Annotated in this window: 17 protein-coding genes; 9 read left to right on the forward strand and 8 right to left on the reverse strand. The window is 63.5% G+C overall.

The features are described 5' to 3' along the window. Window positions 1–22: 22 nt before the first annotated feature. Window positions 23–1,228 (reverse strand): MFS transporter, encoded by a 1,206-nt coding sequence (locus BLR26_RS13615; RefSeq protein ID WP_093381339.1) that lies wholly within the window; start codon window positions 1,226–1,228, stop codon window positions 23–25. Between the two features lie 221 nt (window positions 1,229–1,449). On the opposite strand from BLR26_RS13615, the gene BLR26_RS13620 reads away from it, so the two are divergent. Further along, complete coding sequence (locus tag BLR26_RS13620; RefSeq protein WP_093381341.1) at window positions 1,450–2,310, forward strand: hypothetical protein; 861 nt, start codon at window positions 1,450–1,452, stop codon at window positions 2,308–2,310. 48 nt (window positions 2,311–2,358) lie between these two features. Here the strand turns inward: BLR26_RS13620 and BLR26_RS13625 are convergent, their stop codons facing one another. The 6 genes from BLR26_RS13625 to BLR26_RS13650 all read right to left on the reverse strand — a co-directional run bounded on the left by BLR26_RS13625 (window position 2,359) and on the right by BLR26_RS13650 (window position 9,475). Further along, window positions 2,359–4,860 (reverse strand): TonB-dependent siderophore receptor, encoded by a 2,502-nt coding sequence (locus tag BLR26_RS13625; RefSeq protein ID WP_093381344.1) that lies wholly within the window; start codon window positions 4,858–4,860, stop codon window positions 2,359–2,361. 86 nt (window positions 4,861–4,946) lie between these two features. Next, entirely contained in the window at window positions 4,947–5,900 is a 954-nt protein-coding gene (locus BLR26_RS13630; RefSeq protein WP_093381347.1) for a FecR domain-containing protein, read from the reverse strand. Further along, window positions 5,897–6,427 carry a sigma-70 family RNA polymerase sigma factor gene (locus BLR26_RS13635; RefSeq protein ID WP_045194244.1) on the reverse strand — a complete coding sequence of 177 codons (531 nt, stop codon included), beginning with the start codon at window positions 6,425–6,427 and terminating at the stop codon, window positions 5,897–5,899. The genes BLR26_RS13630 and BLR26_RS13635 overlap by 4 nt, the downstream gene beginning before the upstream one ends. An 88-nt stretch (window positions 6,428–6,515) precedes the next feature. Beyond that, a complete protein-coding gene (locus BLR26_RS13640; protein WP_093381349.1) occupies window positions 6,516–7,769 on the reverse strand; it encodes an OprD family porin in 1,254 nt (417 codons plus the stop codon). A 132-nt stretch (window positions 7,770–7,901) separates the two neighbouring features. Further along, window positions 7,902–8,432 carry a cytochrome b gene (locus BLR26_RS13645; protein WP_093381351.1) on the reverse strand — a complete coding sequence of 177 codons (531 nt, stop codon included), beginning with the start codon at window positions 8,430–8,432 and terminating at the stop codon, window positions 7,902–7,904. Beyond that, window positions 8,429–9,475: a catalase family peroxidase gene (locus tag BLR26_RS13650; RefSeq protein WP_093381353.1), complete on the reverse strand. Its 1,047-nt coding sequence runs from the start codon at window positions 9,473–9,475 to the stop codon at window positions 8,429–8,431. Before BLR26_RS13650 ends, BLR26_RS13645 begins: the two co-directional genes overlap by 4 nt. 131 nt (window positions 9,476–9,606) lie before the next feature. Between BLR26_RS13650 and BLR26_RS13655 the strand changes: the two genes are divergently transcribed. The 3 genes from BLR26_RS13655 to BLR26_RS13665 all read left to right on the forward strand — a co-directional run bounded on the left by BLR26_RS13655 (window position 9,607) and on the right by BLR26_RS13665 (window position 11,273). Continuing rightward, window positions 9,607–10,116, forward strand: coding sequence for a sigma-70 family RNA polymerase sigma factor (locus BLR26_RS13655; protein ID WP_093381355.1), 510 nt, complete (start codon window positions 9,607–9,609; stop codon window positions 10,114–10,116). Further along, the gene (locus tag BLR26_RS13660) at window positions 10,113–10,862 is read left to right on the forward strand and encodes an anti-sigma factor family protein (RefSeq protein ID WP_093381357.1); all 750 of its coding nucleotides are present in this window, start codon (window positions 10,113–10,115) and stop codon (window positions 10,860–10,862) included. The genes BLR26_RS13655 and BLR26_RS13660 overlap by 4 nt, the downstream gene beginning before the upstream one ends. Window positions 10,863–10,937: 75 nt before the next feature. Beyond that, on the forward strand, window positions 10,938–11,273 hold the full coding sequence (locus BLR26_RS13665) for a DUF2790 domain-containing protein (RefSeq protein WP_093381359.1): 336 nt from the start codon (window positions 10,938–10,940) through the stop codon (window positions 11,271–11,273). Here the strand turns inward: BLR26_RS13665 and BLR26_RS13670 are convergent. Continuing rightward, entirely contained in the window at window positions 11,218–12,132 is a 915-nt protein-coding gene (locus BLR26_RS13670; RefSeq protein WP_093381361.1) for a LysR substrate-binding domain-containing protein, read from the reverse strand. The genes BLR26_RS13665 and BLR26_RS13670 overlap by 56 nt on opposite strands. A gap of 120 nt (window positions 12,133–12,252) precedes the next feature. Between BLR26_RS13670 and BLR26_RS27490 the strand changes: the two genes are divergently transcribed. The 5 genes from BLR26_RS27490 to BLR26_RS13695 all read left to right on the forward strand — a co-directional run bounded on the left by BLR26_RS27490 (window position 12,253) and on the right by BLR26_RS13695 (window position 17,586). Next, window positions 12,253–14,763, forward strand: a complete 2,511-nt coding sequence (locus BLR26_RS27490) for a hypothetical protein (RefSeq protein WP_256326718.1) — start codon at window positions 12,253–12,255, stop codon at window positions 14,761–14,763. 105 nt (window positions 14,764–14,868) lie between these two features. Further along, entirely contained in the window at window positions 14,869–15,711 is an 843-nt protein-coding gene (locus BLR26_RS13680; protein ID WP_256326719.1) for an SDR family NAD(P)-dependent oxidoreductase, read from the forward strand. Window positions 15,712–15,784: 73 nt separating this feature from the next. Then, entirely contained in the window at window positions 15,785–16,294 is a 510-nt protein-coding gene (locus tag BLR26_RS13685) for a sigma-70 family RNA polymerase sigma factor (protein WP_045194228.1), read from the forward strand. Further along, window positions 16,291–17,238, forward strand: a complete 948-nt coding sequence (locus BLR26_RS13690; RefSeq protein WP_093381365.1) for a FecR domain-containing protein — start codon at window positions 16,291–16,293, stop codon at window positions 17,236–17,238. The genes BLR26_RS13685 and BLR26_RS13690 overlap by 4 nt, the downstream gene beginning before the upstream one ends. A gap of 96 nt (window positions 17,239–17,334) precedes the next feature. After that, window positions 17,335–17,586 carry a hypothetical protein gene (locus BLR26_RS13695; RefSeq protein ID WP_093381367.1) on the forward strand — a complete coding sequence of 84 codons (252 nt, stop codon included), beginning with the start codon at window positions 17,335–17,337 and terminating at the stop codon, window positions 17,584–17,586. The last annotated feature ends 7 nt before the right edge of the window (window positions 17,587–17,593 follow it).

Below are 17,593 nucleotides of genomic sequence, written 5' to 3' on the forward strand. Positions count from 1 at the left end.
ACCGGCTTTAGCGGCCCACCTGTTAGGCGGGCTTTTTCGGCTGCGGCCACAGCCCGACCAACAGCAGCAGCGCCGCAACAATCAGGTACGGCAGGCGCGGATCGACGGCGTAGATCAGGGTCCCGGCCAGCGGCCCGATGACCACTCCCAGGCCCTGCACGGCGCCGATGGAACCGGCCGTGGCGCCTTGCTCGGAGGCGTCCATGGCGTTGGCCGCCAGCGCCGAAAACGCCGGGAACACCCAGCCCATGCCGCAGGCCGAGAAAAAGAAGCACGCCCACAGGCCCACGGCGCTGGTGGCCAGGGCGCTGGCGGCAAAGCCTGCGGCGGCGATGCTGGCGCCGACGCGGATCATCCGCAGCGGTGGCCATTCGAGCTTGCGCACCAGGATCTGCGCCAGAATCAACGCCACGCCGACCATGGTCAGGGCGACGCCAGCGGTTTGCGCAGCATCGGCCGGGGCCATGCCCAGGCGGTCGAGGGCGAAGAAACCGACGGTGATCTGCGCCACCGACACGCTGAGCATCGCCACGAAGGCCACCAGCAGTGGCCGGCGCAGGCGCGGGTCGGCCAGGCGCACCGGGCGTGGCGGCTGTTTGAGGTGCAGTTCCTGGCGCTTGAGCTTGAGCAGCAGCACAAACGCCAGCATCGGCAGCACCGCCATTACATAGAACGGCAGGCTCAGGCTGAAGCGCGCCAGCACCGCCGCCAGGGCCGGGCCGATGACCAGGCCGAAAGCGTTGGCCGCCCCCAGCGAAGCCATGGCTTGGGCGCGGTGCCGGGGTTCGATATTGTCGGCGATCAGCGCCGCGCCACCGACCGGCAACGCCGCGTAAAAGGCGCCGATCAGGCCGCGGCCCAGCACCAGCCCGGCAAAGGCCAGGGCGGCGCTGGGCAGCAGGTGCAAGGCGGTATCGATGAACAGGCACAACGCCCAGTAGGCGACGGTGAAACCCGCGGTGCCGAGCAGCAACACCTTGCGCCGCCCCAGGCGATCACTGGCACGGCCCCAGGGGCGGGCCAGGAGCATCCAGATCACCCCGGCAACCGTTACCGCCGCGCCGGCTTGCCAGGTGGCCAGGCCGAGAGTGCGGGCAATCGGGCCGATCAACGAGACGAACGCCATCATCGCCATGGTGCAGGCCATGTTCGCCGCCAGCAGCGGGCGCAGGTCAAAGGGGGAGCGCTCGCTATGGTCGAGCACGGCAGGGTCCGTTGCGGTGGTCATGGGCTATCCAGGGCAGGTGAACATACTGGGTATTGTGCCGTAGGAAAGCCCTTGGCAAAACAGTAAGGCTGCAAATAATAATTATTTGCAGCTCGTTATGTGCTCTCGCACTTTTGCTTCGACAACCATGGACCTGGCATTTTTGCCAGTTTACTGATGAGTTTCACCAGACCTACCCTGACGCTGTCAGCCACCTGGCCCGGCACTCAGAGGATTACGTGATGAAAGACTCAGAGTACGCAGCAATTGCTTCGGCAACCGAACTTGAGATGCAACCTCCTGCTCCGCAGAGTACTTCCTATTTACAGGCTTCACTGCATATCTGGGATGAGACATATGAAATTCGGGCCCAGACCTTCGAGTTTCTCTATGGTTTCAAGGGGGTCTTTTTGATCGCCGGGGGGGGATTGCAAACGGTCATGATCAGCATCCCGTTTGTCTGTATTCCAAACGCGGGACATTACCAGTTCAATTTGCATCGAGGCTCGGACGTTAGTATCTGGATGGGCGGCGCCCAAGTGCCCATCGAGCAGGGCATGTTGACGGTCGATGTAAAGTTGACGGACCAGGCATTGATTGGTTTTTATGCTGGACGTTTTTCCAGCGTGTTGATCGATGGGAAATCAACGTTTGAATGTCCTGATTTTCTCTTCACCAGCCGAGAACGCGAGGCCGCGCCGGCCAACGCATCGCTTGCGGGCAGCCGCTCGGGTAATGAGTTCAAGGGCACGTGGCGGGTGGGTTACAACGAAACAGCATTGGTTGCCGATGCGTTCTCAGTGACCATGGGCTTGGAAGGCGTGTTCTTGGTGTTTCAGGCCCGGGTGCCTGTTTCGATATTCATTCCCCACCGTCGCATTCCGGTCTCGGGATCGTACTCTTTTGATCTGGCGAAAGTAGACGACATTCGGATAATTCAAAGTGGCGTTTTACGTCTGCCCTACGGCACGCTAAATGTCACTGTCGACAAAGGCGACGATTCACAGTATCTACGGGTGGAGGGCAGTTTTCGTGCGCGCTATGCCGACCTGATTTCCTCAATTGTCTGCGACCGTTTCGCTATCAGTTCGCGTGAGCGGTAGTCGGCGACGGGCGCTTGATTCATCGCCGCCGACTGTTTAACTGCCTTTTTAGAAATCGCCCTTCAGGGTCACCATGAAGTTGCGCGGCTCACCATAAAAGTTGCCCCAGGCCAGGGCGCCGACGCTGGAATAGTAGTGCTTGTCGAACAGGTTGTTGCCGTTGACGGCAATGCTCCAGTTGTCGTCCAGTTTGTAACCCACGCGCGCGTTCCAGATCGCATAGCCGGGCTGTTCGGTTTTCGCCGCGCGGTCCTGGTAGTGGTTGTCGCTTTGCGCATTGACCCCGCCGCCCAGGCTCCAGCGTTGCAGCGGGCCGTCCAGTTGGTAGTCGGCCCAGACCCGCAGCAGATGGCGCGGTACGTAGCTGGCGGTGAAGGTGGCGTCCTGGCTGGTGCTGTTGGTCTTGAGGTACTCAAGCTCGGTGTAGGTGTAGCCGGCCAGCACCTGCAGGCGTTCGGCCAGCTCGCCGCTGAGCTCGGCTTCGAAGCCCTGGGCGCGGACCTTGCCCTTGTCGCTGTAGCAGTAACCGTCGGAGGAGCCGGCGCACACCGAGTCGTAATCGGCTTCGGCGCGGTGCGCCTCGATGGTGCGGAACAGGTTGAACGCCGCGTTCAGGCCGCCATCGAGCCATTCGCCCTTGATCCCCAGCTCGTAGTTGGCGCCGGTCTTGGGCTGCAGCGGGCTGCCCTGGGCATCGGTGTAAGTGCCTTGGGGCTGGAAGATGTCGGCGTAGCTGCCGTACACCGACCAGGTCTCGTCCAGATCGTAGATCAGTGCGGCGAACGGTGTGACCTGGCCGTTTTCCTGGCTGCGGTCGTGCTGCCAGTAGTCCCAGGCCTGGGTGTAGGAGTCGCGCTGGCTGCGGTACCAGCTGACCCGGCTGCCAAGCACCAGGGTCAGGGGTTCGGCCAGTTTCAGGCGCAAGGTTGCATAGGTGCCGATCTGCCGGGTGTCGCTTTCCACCGGCAGCGGGCCGCCACGGTAGGAGGCCGTCTGGTACAGGCTGTCTGACGGCTTGGGAATGTCGCGGTCGGGGGCGAAGGGGTTCATGGTCACGCCCATCAGCTGGGTCATGTTGATCAGCGCGTAGCTGTCGCTGCCCTTGGCCCGGCTGGCGTTGGCGCCGACGATCAGCTCGTGCTCCAGGCCCCAGGCGGTGAATTTGCCGTCCAGGTAGGCATCCATGCCGTAGTCGTGCTGGTCGTAGTCGAACACGCCGGAGTACAGCTGGCTGTTGGCCGAAGTGCTGCCGACCGGCACGCTGCCCAGGGTCATGGCGTACTGCATGTCCTGGGTGTTGTGGCTGTGCATGGCGGCGACTTTCAGCAGCCACTTGTCGTTGAAGTGGTGGGTAAGGTCGGCGAACAGGTTGACCCGCTGGCTTTCCCAGCTGTTCCAGGTCGCGCCCAGGCAGGTGGAACGCGACAGTTTCAGGTCCGAACCATCGCTGTAGCGTGGCAGGCCCTGCCAGCAGGGGGTGGCATTGAGCTTCTCGTAGGCGGCGCCGATGCCCAGGGTGGTGGCGTCGTTGAAGTCGTAGTCGAGGGCGCCGTAGACCACCTGGTCGTCGCGCTTGCCCATGTCGTAGAAGTACTGGCGGTCCTGGCCGGCGACCACCAGGCGGCCGCGCAGGCTGCCGGATTCGTTCAGCGGGCCGCCGGTATCGAGCTGGGCGCGGTAGTTGTCCCAGGAGCCGGCTGAAAGGCTGACACTGGTGGCGGCCTTTTCCTGCCCGCGTTTGCGAATGAAGTTGACCCCGCCGGCGGAACTGCCCGAGCCCTTGAGCATGCCAGCGGCGCCGCGCAGCACTTCGACGCGGTCGTAGTAAGCCATGTCGCTGGCGAAGCTGTTGGCCTGTACATAGTTGCCACCCAGGTCCAGCGGCACACCGTCGTACTGGTACTGGCCGGCGAGCATGAAACCGCGCGAGTAGAAGTATTTACCGCCCATGGGCGAATCGTGCACGGTGATCCCCGGGGTTTTCTCCATCACCTGTTCGAGGGTGGTGAGGTTCTGCTCATCCATCATCTTGCGGGTGATGACCGTCACCGATTGCGGCGTTTCGCGCAGCGAATGCTCGCCCTTGGCGAAACTGACCTGGCGCGCGGTGAAGCTATCGGTGGTTTCCATCGGCGCCTGCAAGGTGCTGGCGCCAATGGTGGTTGCACCCAGCTCCAGCGCACCGTTGCTGGCCGGCAGCGGGCGCAGCGAGTAGCTGCCATCGGCCTGGCGGTAAGCCTGCAGGCCGCTGCCGGTGAGGATCCGGCTCAAGCCTTCGAGCACCCCGAAGCGGCCCTGCAGGCCCGGGCTGTGCAGGCTGGCAGTCAACTGCGCGTCATACGACAGGTTGACCCCGGCGGCTGCGGCAAAGCTGCCCAGCACCCGGCTCAGGGAACCTGCTTCGATGGCAAAGACCTGGCCGCTGCTGGCGCTGTCGCTCTCTGCCGCCTGGGCAACAGTGATGGGCAGCAGGGGCAGGGCCAGGGCGGCAGCCAGCAGATGGCGGCCAATCAACTGGGGAAGGGGGGCACGGGGGAAGCGGGGTTGCATGGAAATCCTCTTCGTTCGCAAATGAGATTATTTCCTACAGAGGCGGACGAACGAAAAAAAACAGGCACCCCCCTGGCTGAAAAAATTCAACTCAGGTCGACACTGACCCAGAAGCGGTTGTAACGACGCACCTTGAGCTTGAACGAGGTGGCCAGGGCCGACAGCGCCGCATCGCTGTCGGTGAGCGAGAACGTCCCGGAAACCCGTAGCCCTTCAAGCTCGCTGGAGTAGGACAACAGCCCAGGGCGGTAGCGACCGAGTTCGTCGAGCAACTCGCCCAGGCGCCAGTCCTCGACGATCAGGTGCCCACCGGTCCAGGCCGCTTCGCTGCTGGCGACGGCCTGCGCGGCCTGCACCGCATGGCTGTCGAACTGGCAACGCTGGCCGGCCTCGAGGCGTCGTGCCGGGGCCTGGCGCGGGTTGATGCGCACCGCATGCTCGAACACTTCGACCCGGCTGGCGGCCTCGCGCTGATCAACGCTGAAGCGCGTGCCCAGGGCTTCGACCAGGCCCTCGGCGGTTTCCACCCGCAACGGGCGCTGGCGGCCGTCTTTGCCGCTAGTAAGAAAAATCCGCCCGTGGCGCAGGCGAATCAGGCGTTGCTGATCATCGAAGCGGATGTCCACGGCGCTGGCGGTATCGAGCACCAGCTGGCTGCCGTCGGCGAGGTTCAGGTGACGGATTTCGCCGGTGGCGCTGTGCTCATCTGCCAGCCACTGCTGCGCCGGCTGGCTGCGGTAGCTGGCCCAGCCACCGAGGCCAAGGCCGCTGGCCAGCAGCAGGCCTTTGAGCACACTGCGCCGGGGCAGGCCCTGGGCTTCACTGCGTTGCAAGGTGTCGAAGGCCAGCGCCCCCGGCACACTGGCCAGGCGCCCCTGCAACTGCTCGACCCGTGCCCAGGCCCAGCGATGCTCGGCGGCGCTGGCCAGCCACACCTGCCAGGCCTGCTGCAGTTCGGCCGGGGCATCGCCGGCGGCCAGTTGCACATGCCAGCGGGCGGCGGCTTTGAGGGCCTGGCGTTGGCGTTCGCGGTCAGTCATGGCTGGGCATCGAAGGCGAGCAGCAGGCAGCGCTCGGTGGTTTTGATCAGGTATTTTTTCACCGTGGTCAGCGACACGCCCAAGGCAGCGGCGATTTCCACGTAGGTCATGCCCAGCCAGTTGGCCATCAGAAACGCCTTGCGCGCCTTGGCGCCACAGCCTGCCAGCAGTTGGTCGATTTCCCGCAGGGTTTCCAGAATCAACACCTGCTCTTCGGTGGAGATCTGCTCGGCTTCCGGCTGCGCGGCCAGGGCTTCGAGGTAGGCGCGTTCCAGTTGCTGACGGCGGAAATGATCGATCATCACCCGCCGCGCCACAGTTACCAGGTAATTGCGCGGCTCACGCAGCAAGCGCACCAGTTCCAGCGCCTCGGAGGAAGCGAGGATGCGCACGAAGGTGTCCTGCATCAGGTCGGCGGCGCGCTGCGGGCAGCTCAGGCGCCGGCGCAACCAGTGTTGCAGCCACACGTGATGGTGCTGGTAGAGCTGGCCGAGCTCGGCATTGGGCGGTGACGGCGGTGCGCTCATCCTGGCTGCATCCCGAAAAAATGATGCAGATGATAAGCATTCCCAAAAAACTTATAAAGGGTTGTTTTCACACTGCCGCCACCCGTGTTTACCAGAGGGCCAGGGTATAGCCGACGATCAGGCGGTTCTCGTCGATATCGGTGGTCAAGCCGCCGCTGGAGCGGAAGGTGGCATTGCGCAGGCGCACACTGACATTCTTCAGCGGCCCGCTTTGCACCACGTAGGCAATGTCGGTATCGCGCTCCCATTCCTTGCCGCCGCTGACACTGGCGGTCTCGATATGGCTGCCGTTGACGTAGCGCGTCATGAAGCTCAGGCCCGGCAGGCCGAGGGCGGCGAAGTTGTAGTCGTAGCGCGCTTGCCAGGCATCGGTCTCGGCCTTGGTGAAGACGTTGACGGTGACCAGGTTGACCGAATAAGGGTCCAGGCCCGGGTAGGCAAAATCGCCGTCGCCAGAAAGATTCTGGTAACCGAGGCCGAACTTGTGCGCGCCCACGCCCAGGGTCAGCATGCCGTTGAAGAAGCGGTTGTCGATCTTGCCACCATCGACCCGTGAGGTTGCGCGCAGGTTGTGGCTGCCCTGTTCGCGGGTGTCGAAGTAGCGCAGGTCGCTGCGCAGGTTGATGCCTTCGGCCAGGGGCAGGTCGTGGACCAGTCCGGCGTAGTGCTGGCGGTAGATGTCCTGCATTTGTGCGTAGTAGTAACTGACGGCCAGGCGCGGGTTGATCGCGTAGGTGCCGCCGGCCAGGTCCAGGTGGTTGCTTTCGACCCCGGCATAGCTCATCTCGTCGTTGCTCGAGGAGTCGCGCAGGTTCTGCTTTTCCAGGCGACCGAGGTTCAAGGTCAGGCCGTCGATGTCTTGCGAGGTCAGCAGGCCGCCGCTGTAGGTCGAGGGCAGCAGGCGTACGTCGTTGATCGCCGCCACCGGCAGCATCGGTTGCAGGGTGCCGAGCTTGAGGGTGGTCTTGCTGACGCGCAGCTTGGCGGTCAGGCCCAGCTCGCTGTAGTCGTCGACCGGCTCCTGGCTGGCGCCAAAGGGCAGCAGGCCGGTGCCACGGCGGTCGCGGCTGGAGTCGAGCTTGACCCCCAGCTCACCCAGGGCATCGAGGCCGAAGCCTACGGTGCCTTCGGTAAAACCCGACTCCATTTTCAGGATAAAACCCTGGGCCCACTCCCGCGCCTGGCTCTGCGGCGCACCGCTCTGGCGAAAGTCGCGGCTGAAATAGAAGTTGCGCGTCTCAAGGCTGGCCTTGCTGTCCTTGATGAACTCGGCCTGGGCCAGGTAGGGGGTGAATGCGGCGCACAGGCCGGCACTCACCGTCAGCGAACGGGGCAGAAGCATTAGGGCTACCTTTCTTGTTGTTGTGTGTGGCGGGTGCCAGGTGTCTCTGCCTATATTGTTAACATATTATCTTTATTTTTGAATAGACCTCTTTAGGGTGGAAATGGCCAGGAATGAAAAATAATTAAGATATTAATCCTTGGCTAACGGCCCCGGCCACATGCTGCGCAGCACGCCATCACGTCGGATCAGCCCGTGCACCAGCGCTGCGCCCAGGTGCACCAGCACGGTGGCAAACAGCACATAGGCCAGCCAAGCGTGGGCCTGGCGCAGCAGGGCATACAGCTGCAGGTCGTGGGGCAGCAGCGCCGGCAGTTGCAACGGCAGCGGGTAGCCACCGGCAGACTGCATGCCCCAGCCCAGCAGCGGCATCGCCAGCATCAACCCGTACAACAACAGGTGCGAAGCCTTGGCCGCCCAGCGCTGCGGTGCTGGCACGTCGGCGGGCAGCGGCGGGTGCGGCAGGCTCAGGCGCAGGCCGATGCGCACAATCACCAGCAGCAACAGCGCAAGGCCAATGGCCTTGTGCAGGCTGATCAACCAGGTATGGCGCGGCGACAGGTCGCTGACCATGCTCACGCCCACAAACAGCATGGCCAGGATCAGCACGGCCATCAGCCAGTGCACGGCGCGGGCCAGGGGGTGGAAGGCAACAGGTTTCATGGGCGGGCTCCCAGCTGCGCGGCTTCACGGGCGCGACGGTTGAAGGATTCCGAGTAGGCCGCCGAGCGGGCTGCGAGGATCGGGTCTGCGGACGGCCGGATGCCGCTCGGCAGAATCAGCGGGTCGAAGTTCAGGTCGCGACAGGCGCCTTGCTCCGCGGCATCGACCTGGTCGATCACCAGGGTGCCGGCGTTCACCGTGGGCCGTTGCGCGGGCCAGGGCTGGCTGGGGTCATCGACGGCATCGCCGGCTTCGGCCAGGGTCAGTTGCAAGGTCCAGCGCAGCGGGCCCTGGCCCAGGCGCTGGCGCAGGTCGTGTTGCAGGTAGTCGCGATCATCGACCTGGGCCGGCAATGCGGCGAACGGCGTTTGCGGCAGCAGGCTCCAACGCACGAAGCGGGCCTTACCAGCGGCGTCGATCAGGGCAAAGGCATTGATGCTGTTGTAGCTTGAGTTGGCGAAACTGTCCGAAGCTTTGTAGTCCTTGGCCCATTGGCGAAAGGCGGCGCTTTCCGGATAAGCGGCGAAAAACGCCTGCAGGCGCGCTGGGTCCGGTTTGCCGGTGGCCGGGTCCGGGGTCATGGCCAGTACCTGCTGGTAGAAGGCTTCGGGCGTGCCTACCGCCAACACCGGCGGGGTATTCATGCCGGTTCGCCACAGTTGGCCATCGTCGCTGCTCAGTTGCAACGCCAGGCTACGGGTCGGCACGCTGGCATCGGCGCTGTGGGGGTTGGCGCCGCCGATGGCGAAGCGGCCGATCACCGGCACCCGGGCCTGGCTGAATGCCCGCGCGGTGGACAGCTTGGCCGCCGCGCCGCTGCTCTGGAAGTAGCCGCTGACGCACAGGCCCTTGGCGTGATTCTTACGGTAGCCGGGATAGTGCCCGGCCTGGTCTTCGAAGGTGTCGATAAAGCGCTTGGGGCTCAGGCGTTCGGCGCCGATCCAGCCTGCGGTGTAGGCAAAGCCAGCGGCCAGGGCCGCCAGCCCGAGGCCAATGGCAGCCAGGCGCAGAGCGCGGGGGCGGCCGTGTAACGGAGTGCTCATGGCGGTGATCCGGGTCAGTGAATGAGCCGGTACGACGCCGGTCGCAGAAATTTATTCCAACGCCCGGGAATAATTCTTCACCGCCAGCGTCTGCCTCGTACACTGATCGCCTACAGGCCAAGACTGCGGCAATGAACGAACTAGACGACGAGCAATTGCGCGAAATGCTTCAGCGCCTGCGCCGCTTCGCCCTGTGGCTGACGCGCGAGGCCAGCAGCGCCGATGACCTGGTCCAGGCCACCGTCGAGCGCGCCTTGAGCCGCCGCGGGCAACAGCGGCAAGAGGGCAGCTTGCGCGCCTGGTTGTTCTCGATCCTGTACCGGCAGTTTATCGACGGCAAACGCCGCGAACGCCGCCAGGCGCGCTGGCTGGCCTGGTTCGGCCGTGGCGAGGAGGCGGGCAGCAACACCGAAGACATCGTTGTTGCCCAGTCGGGCCTGGCGGCGTTTGCGCAGTTGCCCACCGAGCAGCGCGCCTTATTGTTGTTGGTCAGCGTCGAAGGCCTGAGTTACAAGGAGGCCGCGCTGGCCCTGGATGTGCCGATTGGCACGGTGATGTCACGCTTGTCGCGCGCCCGTGCGGCCATGCGCGAACTGGCCGAGGGCAACACCCCGCCCGCGGCGCTGCGGAGGTTGAAATGAGCTTGATCCCGTCTGATCACGAATTACACGCCTATGTTGACGAGCGCCTGGACAGCGAGCGGCGCCGGGCGGTGGAGCTGTACCTGGCGGCCAACCCCGAACAGGCGGCGCGGGTCGAAGCCTGGCGCAACGATGCCCGCCAGTTGCGCGCGGCGCTGTCCGGCTTTGCCGGGCAGGCGCCCAACCCGCGCCTGGACCCGGCCAACGTACGCCGTGAGCTGCGCCGTCGGCGCCAGCGGCGCTGGGCCAGTGCTGCGGTGCTGCTGGTTACCCTGGGCATCGGCGGCCTGGGCGGCTGGCAAGGGCGCGAGGCGATTCTGCTGGCCAGTAACCCGCCGATGGCTGATGCCGTGCAGGCCCATCGGTTGTTCGCCGACGCCAAGGACCTCGACCTCAGCGCCCAGGACCCGGCGCGCCTGCAGGCCTGGCTGGGCCAGCACTTTGCCCATGTCGGCAACCTGCCGGACCTTTCGGCCTACGGCTTCACCCCGGTGGGCGCGCGGCTGCTGAGCAACGAGCAGGGGCCGGCGGCGCTGCTGCTGTTCGAGGACGCCCAGGGTCAGCGGGTCAGCCTGTTCTTGCGCTCGCCGGGTGAGCACTACGTGCGCATGCCCAGTGGTGAGCGCACCGACGGCCAGTTGCAGGCCCGCTACTGGTCGCGAGGTGACTACAACTACGCCCTGGTCAGCGCCGCGTCTGACAGCCGCAGCGAGCAATTGCGTCAGGCCCTCGGTATCACTTTGTAGCTGGAATGCCATTAGCGGCGTAAGCTCGAAACCGTTGTTCCTGTTGTCATTTCACTTCATTCGAGGTATCCGCCAATGAAGCGCATGCAAGGTTTGGTAATGGCCGCAGTGGTTCTGCTGGCCGGCCAAAGCGCGCAGGCTTCGGCACCAGAGGTAAAGGATGCGCGTCTGGTTGCCCATGAGCAGGCAGTGCAGGCCTATGCAGCAAGAACCGGCAAGACTGCCCCCACTATCCAGGACTTTACCTACGGCAAATCTGTGGATGTCGCCCGTCTGATCGAACAGACGCCCATGGCCCGCGGCTGCGAAGCGGCGCCGATGCTGATGACCTTCGAGGACTCCAGTGGCCAGCTGGTTACCCTGCGTTATCGGCTCGAAGGTCAGTGCCCGCGTTTTCAGTCAACGCGATAAAGCGCCCCGGCAGCGGCGAGGGATCGTCGCTGCGCCACATCAGGTACAGCCCCAGGCGCGGGCTGGCCTCGCGCAAGCGGCAAAAGCGTAGCCCTGGCTGGGCATTGGCCTGGGCGGCTGCGGCCGGCACCAGGGCGATGCCGAAGCCGCAACCGACCAGGTTGATCAGCGTTTGCAGTTGCGCCGCCTGCTGGCTGATGCGCGGGTAAAAACCCGCGCTTTGGCACAGGTCGAGCAGTTGCTGGTGATAGCCTGCGCCCAGGGCTTGTGGGGTGAAGACAAAATCTTCATCGGCAAAATCCGCCAGGCTGACAGCCGCTTCGCCAGCGCGCGGATGTTCACTCGGCAGTGCCAGCAAGATTTCTTCTTCCAGCAACAAACGGCTGCTCAGGCGTTCGCTCATCAGTGGCAACTGGCGGACCACGGCAATATCCAGTTGATCATCGAGCAACTGTTCGACCAACTGCGCCGACGACCCCTGTTGCAGCTCCAGCTGTACCTTGGGCCAGTCGCTGCGAAACTGCTTGAGCGCCTTGAGCAGCAGCGGATAGCCCGCCAGCGCCAGGCTGCCGATACGCAGTTGGCCGGCGATGCCTTCGGCGACGTGGCGTGCCTGGACGATGCCGTGCTCCAGGGCTGCCAGAGTCGCCCGCGCGGTATGCACAAAGCTCGCGCCGGCGGCCGTCAGCGCCACGCCTCGGGAGTGTCGGGTAAACAGGGCAAAGCCCAGGCGCTGCTCAAGCCGGGCGATGGCCTGGCTCAGCGGCGGCTGGGCCATGTGCAGGCGCTCGGCGGCGCGGTGAAAGTGCAACTCCTCGGCCACGGCGATGAACTGGCGCAGCAGGCGGGTTTCGATCACGGGGGGCGTCCTTGGATCAGAAAAGCAGCCTGATTATGACCGAAAAATCGCCGTCTCAGATTGATGGCACTTTGTATGCGCTCTAGTATCTGCCGATTTGCCCGAGCCAGAGGACAGTCCATGAACGCAACAGGGAGGTCGCGCAGCGATTTCACGCCATTGACGGCGGCGGAAAGTCATTTGCAGGCGCACTGCAAACACGGAACGCTAGCTCGATTCGGTTCATCGCGGCCGACCCAGGCAACGTTCGAAAACAGCATTCGAGCCGATTTTCTGCGTTTTTTGCTGCTAGGCGGTGATCGTTCTGCCCCGGTTCATGAGTGTGGTGTGCAACTGGCCGGGGCTTACATCGTCGGAACGTTGGACTTGCGCAGCTCGGCAGTACCTCGTTCGATGACCCTGAGCGACTGTATGTTCAGTGATTCACCTAACTTTACCGATTCAAAGGTTTGCGGCTCACTGGTCATGTCTGGCTGCTCAAGCCCGGGCCTCGAGGCTGAACGGCTGGATGTTCGGGGAGCGGTGAATCTAAGTGAGTATCGTTGTTTCGGTCCAATGAACTTACGCGATGCCCAAGTGGGTGGAAGCCTGTACTTGGTCAGGGCCAGGTTGAATGGGCGCAAACAGGCTGCGTTGTTCGCTTCACGCGTCGAAATTGCAGGTTCGCTGGTGATGACGGATCTGATTGGCTTGGGCATGGTGTCGTTCCAGGAAGCCCGTATATCAGGTGAAGTGAATGGCCGAGGGGCGCGTCTCAATGGAAAAGGGGCTATCGCGCTACTGTTCGCCCATGCGCAGGTTGATTCGTCAGTCCGCCTTTCAGATGAGTTTAAGGCAAAGGGGGTAGTTGTCTGCCTGGGTATGAAAGTCGAAGGGGTACTCGATTGCAGTAATTCGATGTTTGACGGCAAGGGCGAGAAGTCACTGTTCTTCAACGAAGCCTGGGTGAAAGGCAATGTTTGTTTGAACAGCGCTTTCACGGCAAAGGGATCGGTTTGTTGTCAGAACGCCCGGATCGACGGCCAGTTGAATCTTGAAGACGCCAGCCTCAACGGCATGGGCGAATCGGCTCTGGATGCTGAAGGTTTGAAACTCAGGCAGGACCTGGACATGAAAGGCGATTTTGCTGCCATAGGTGAGATTCGTCTATTAGGGGCCCGTATTGATGGGCAACTAGTTTGTGAGGGACGTATAGAAGGGCAACAAAATGTAGCCTTGTTTGCCGATGGTGTTGGTGTTGCGGGAGGCGTGTTTTTCAGCAAGGGTTTCCACGCGCTGGGCGAGGTACGTCTGGTTCGGGCCCGGATCGATGGGCAGCTGAATTTTAACGGCGGTGTGATCGATGGGCAGGGTAGCGATGCGCTGTCGGCTGACGGCATGGTTCTTCAAGGAGATCTTTTTCTTCACCGGGGGTTCAAGGCAACGGGGGCGTTTCGTCTCATGGGGGCTCAGATCGACGGTGGCCTGATGTGTGGGAAAGCTGAATTGGAGGGCGACGAAGATATCTCTCTGGCCGCGGCAAGGGTGGAGGTGAAGGGGCAGGTCAGGCTAGGTGATGGTTTCCATGCGCACAAAGCGGTGAGTTTCGACGGTGCCAGGCTAGCCGGCAGCTTCGATTGCAGCAGAGCCCGGTTTGCCGACGAGAAAAAGGTGTCACTGGATCTGGAAGGAATGCATCTGGAGGGGCCGTTGATTCTCAGGGCGCTGGATCATCCATTGAGTAACGCCACGTTCGCCGGTGCAAGAGTTGGTGAGCTGGACGACGACGAAGACACCTGGGGCGACAACATCGTGCTCAACGGCCTGGACTACCAGTCCCTGGCGGCGAGTGCACCAGTCAACGCTGCGTTCAGGGTCGCGTGGCTGGGCAAGCAGGTCCCCGCACTGTCGCTGGTAGGCCATCCTGCGAGTCCTGGCGATGACTTTCGCCCCCAACCCTGGCGCCATCTGCAACACGTGTTCGAGAACATGGGGCATACCGCCGAGGCCCGTGAAGTGGGGGTCGCATTTGAACGGAAACTGCGCGACATCGGCCATATTGGTCAGCCGCCACAGAACTGGTGGAAATGGACACATCCGATATACACAAGCACGGCCAGAGGCTTGCACTGGCTCTACGGTCGACTCACCGGTTTCGGCTACCGCCCGATGCAACTACTGGTCTGGTTTCTGGCGATCTGGTTAATCTGCGCTGGCTTCTATTGGTACGCTGCTTCGCAACAACGTGTGTTCGGCCCGAGCAACCCGCTGGTGTTCCAGCATGACGCCTACTTCGATTGTCGACCAGACCGGGGCGACGCCTGGCGGCAGGCCAATCCGGGGCTGGAGACGCCGCCCACCTATTATGGCAATGGCAACTGGTACCTGTGCCAAACCCTGCGTGAGGAATACACCGGCTTCAGCCCGCTGGCCTATTCCCTGGATGTGCTGATGCCCCTGGTCGACCTGCAGCAGGAGTCGGACTGGGCGCCGCTGGTGCCGACACCCAAGCAAGGGTATTGGGACGAGTTCATATCATTTGGCTGGAAGCATTTCGTGCGCCTGCTGATCTGGTTCGAAATTCTGGTTGGCTGGGGTATCAGCTTGCTGATGGTTGCCATCGTCTCCGGCCTGGCGCGCCGCAGCGAGTAGTGCCCGGGAGCCGCCGATATCCCACGGATATCGGCGACCCTGTTCGATAGTATTCAACTTTGCAGCGCTGACTGGCTAGGCTGAACGGCCATCAGGAGACTGCTTGTGACCCCATTCAGAACCGTACTCATCACCGGCGGCGCCCGTGGCCTGGGCCTGGCCTATGCCCGCGCCCTGGCACAAACCGGTGCGCAGGTGGTAATCAGCGACCTTGGCACCGACCGCGAAGGTTGTGGCCACGATGCTTCGATTGCCGAGGGCGCCGCCGAACTGTTGCGCAACGAAGGCCACCAGGTGATTGGTCACAGCGCCGACCTTGGCGATGAGCAAGCGTGCCGACAGTTGATCAGCAAGGTGCTCGACACCTTCGGCGGCCTCGATGCGCTGATCCATAACGCCGGCTGGGTCGGTTACCAGAACATCGAAGACTGCAGCAGCGAATTCATCGAGCGCGCCCTGGCCATCAACGTCCACGCGCCGCTGTGGTTGAGCAAGCACGCCTGGCCGGCGCTCAAGGCGTCTGGCAGCGGGCGTATCGTGCTCACGACCTCGGACCGGGCCATGTACCTGCGCCATGCGCAAACCGGCCTGGGTGCCTACGCCGCCGGCAAGATGGCGCAACTGGGGATCATGAACGCCCTGGCCGCCGAGGGCGCCGAGCACGGGATTGCCGTCAACGCGATTTCGCCGGTGGCGCGCACGCGCATGTGGGGTCAGCAGGGCGAGCCCGAAGACCTCAAGCCCGAGTGGGTTGTGCCCGGGGTGTTGTACCTGGCCTCGGCAGACTGCCAGGACAGCGGCTACATCCTGCGTGCCAGCAACGGCCAGTTCTGTGCCACGCGCTTCGAGGAAAACCCGCAGGTGGACTATCCACGCGAGCTGCGCGGGGTGTCGGCCGGCACCGTGCGCGAGGTGCGGCAACGCTGGCAGATGATAAAAGCCATGTAATAGCGCTTGGTTTGCATCAGGGTATTAATTAGAATCAATCTCATTTGAGTCTAATCCATCCAGGTGCGTTGACATGAGCGAAGCGGCGGGCCCCACCGAGCAGACCCTGCAGGGCCTCTACCGAGAGCATCGCAGTTGGCTGGAGCGCTGGCTGTACCAGCGCCTGGGCAACCGCTGGGATGCCGCCGATCTCAGCCAGGATACTTTCCTGCGCGTGCTGGCAAGCCCCCAGGTGCTGAGCGAGTTACGCGAGCCACGGGCCTATCTGCTGACCGTCGGCAAGCGTTTGCTGGTCAACTTCCACAAGCGCCGCAGCCTGGAGCGTGCCTACCTCGAGGCTCTGGCCAGCCTGCCCGAGGCGCTGATGCCTTCGCCAGAGCAGCGTTGGTTGCTGCTGGAAACCCTGCAGGCCCTAGACGAACTGCTCGACGGTTTGCCGGCGGCGGTGCGTCGGGCGTTTCTCTGGTCGCAGCTTGAAGGCCTGAATTACGCACAGATCGCCGAGCGCCTGGCGGTCAGTGAACGTACGGTCAAACGCTACATGGCCCAGGCTTATGAGCATTGCCTGCTGGTTGAACTATGAGCCGCACCTTCAGCCGCGAAGCCCGGCAACTGGCGCGCACGGCCGCGCACTGGCTGGCCTTGCTCGATTCCGGGCAGGCCAGTGCCGAGGATTTGCAGCGTCTGCAGCACTGGCGCGCGGCCAATGCCCAGCACGAGCAGATCTGGCAGCGCGCCGAGGGCTTGCGCCAGCGTTTCCAGGATGTGCCGCCAACCCTGGCCATGGCCAGCCTCGACCGTCCCGAAGCCAACCGTCGAACCCTGCTCAAGCGTGGCCTGGCTTTGGCGCTGGTGTTGCCCGCCGGCTGGCTGTTCAGCCAGCAGGTGCCGCTGCAGGCCCTGCGCGCCGACCTGCGCACCGCTGTGGGCGAGCGCCGTGGCGTGCGTCTGGCCGATGGCAGCTTGTTGCAGTTGAACACGGCAACCGCCGTCAACCTTGACCTTGCTCACCAGCGCCTGACCCTGGTCGAAGGCGAAATCGCCCTGAGCGTCAGCCGCGCCCAGGCGCTGCACGTTGACCTAGGCATGGCCCGGGTGAGCGTCGGCCAGGCCCAGGTGTGCCTGCGGCGCGACGCCGAGCAGTGTCGCATCGCCGTGCTCCAGGGCGCAGTGCAGGTGCAGCCGCGCCAGGGCCCGGCGCTGGCCTTGCAGGTCGGCGATCAGCTGACTATCACCGCCGACGGCAGTGGCGCCATGGACCGTTTCGACCCCCACCAGCCGGACTGGTGCGATGGCGTTCTGAGTGTCAACAACCAGCCGCTGGCGCAGTTTTTGCGTGAGCTGTCGCGTTACCGACCGGGCTGGCTGCACTGGCAGCCGGCGCTGGAAACGCTGCGCGTCACCGGCTCGTTTCGCCTGGATGACACCGATCGGGTGCTGGCTCTGCTGGCGGCCAGCCTGCCGGTAGCGGTACAGGCGCGCAGCCGCTACTGGGTGACCCTGGTGGCCCGCGAGAAAACCGTGTGAGCGGTGCCGTGCTGTTGGTCACCTGACATTTTTACCAGTAGCGCGCTGCCTTGCGGTTGGTGATGATGCCGGTTCAAAGGCTGGAGCCATACCGACATGGACGAGAACAACAAAGAGCGCCTTCGCCTGTATCAACCTGGAGACACTGTGGTGCTGTATGGCTGTTTTGCCGCCGAGTACGGGGTGATGGAAACCCAGTCAGGCGTGGTGCGCAGCATCGACTGGTGCACCCACCAGTTGCAGCTGTACTTCGCCTGCGATGACGAATGCCGCTGCATTCCATTCGCCAGCATCACTGCGGTGCTGGCGCCGGGTCGTTGCAGCGTCGCTGCAGGTGATCAAGGCTGAGCTTGCC

Source organism: Pseudomonas sp. UC 17F4, assembly GCF_900101695.1.
Classification (GTDB): domain Bacteria; phylum Pseudomonadota; class Gammaproteobacteria; order Pseudomonadales; family Pseudomonadaceae; genus Aquipseudomonas.

Bases quoted from the DNA above. Each gene is read 5' to 3' on its own strand.
- BLR26_RS13615 (WP_093381339.1), bottom strand. From the start codon at position 1,228: ATGACCACCGCAACGGACCCTGCCGTGCTCGACCATAGCGAGCGCTCC.
- BLR26_RS13620 (WP_093381341.1), top strand. From the start codon at position 1,450: ATGAAAGACTCAGAGTACGCAGCAATTGCTTCGGCAACCGAACTTGAG.
- BLR26_RS13625 (WP_093381344.1), bottom strand. From the start codon at position 4,860: ATGCAACCCCGCTTCCCCCGTGCCCCCCTTCCCCAGTTGATTGGCCGC.
- BLR26_RS13630 (WP_093381347.1), bottom strand. From the start codon at position 5,900: ATGACTGACCGCGAACGCCAACGCCAGGCCCTCAAAGCCGCCGCCCGC.
- BLR26_RS13635 (WP_045194244.1), bottom strand. From the start codon at position 6,427: ATGAGCGCACCGCCGTCACCGCCCAATGCCGAGCTCGGCCAGCTCTAC.
- BLR26_RS13640 (WP_093381349.1), bottom strand. From the start codon at position 7,769: ATGCTTCTGCCCCGTTCGCTGACGGTGAGTGCCGGCCTGTGCGCCGCA.
- BLR26_RS13645 (WP_093381351.1), bottom strand. From the start codon at position 8,432: ATGAAACCTGTTGCCTTCCACCCCCTGGCCCGCGCCGTGCACTGGCTG.
- BLR26_RS13650 (WP_093381353.1), bottom strand. From the start codon at position 9,475: ATGAGCACTCCGTTACACGGCCGCCCCCGCGCTCTGCGCCTGGCTGCC.
- BLR26_RS13655 (WP_093381355.1), top strand. From the start codon at position 9,607: ATGAACGAACTAGACGACGAGCAATTGCGCGAAATGCTTCAGCGCCTG.
- BLR26_RS13660 (WP_093381357.1), top strand. From the start codon at position 10,113: ATGAGCTTGATCCCGTCTGATCACGAATTACACGCCTATGTTGACGAG.
- BLR26_RS13665 (WP_093381359.1), top strand. From the start codon at position 10,938: ATGAAGCGCATGCAAGGTTTGGTAATGGCCGCAGTGGTTCTGCTGGCC.
- BLR26_RS27490 (WP_256326718.1), top strand. From the start codon at position 12,253: ATGAACGCAACAGGGAGGTCGCGCAGCGATTTCACGCCATTGACGGCG.
- BLR26_RS13685 (WP_045194228.1), top strand. From the start codon at position 15,785: ATGAGCGAAGCGGCGGGCCCCACCGAGCAGACCCTGCAGGGCCTCTAC.
- BLR26_RS13690 (WP_093381365.1), top strand. From the start codon at position 16,291: ATGAGCCGCACCTTCAGCCGCGAAGCCCGGCAACTGGCGCGCACGGCC.
- BLR26_RS13695 (WP_093381367.1), top strand. From the start codon at position 17,335: ATGGACGAGAACAACAAAGAGCGCCTTCGCCTGTATCAACCTGGAGAC.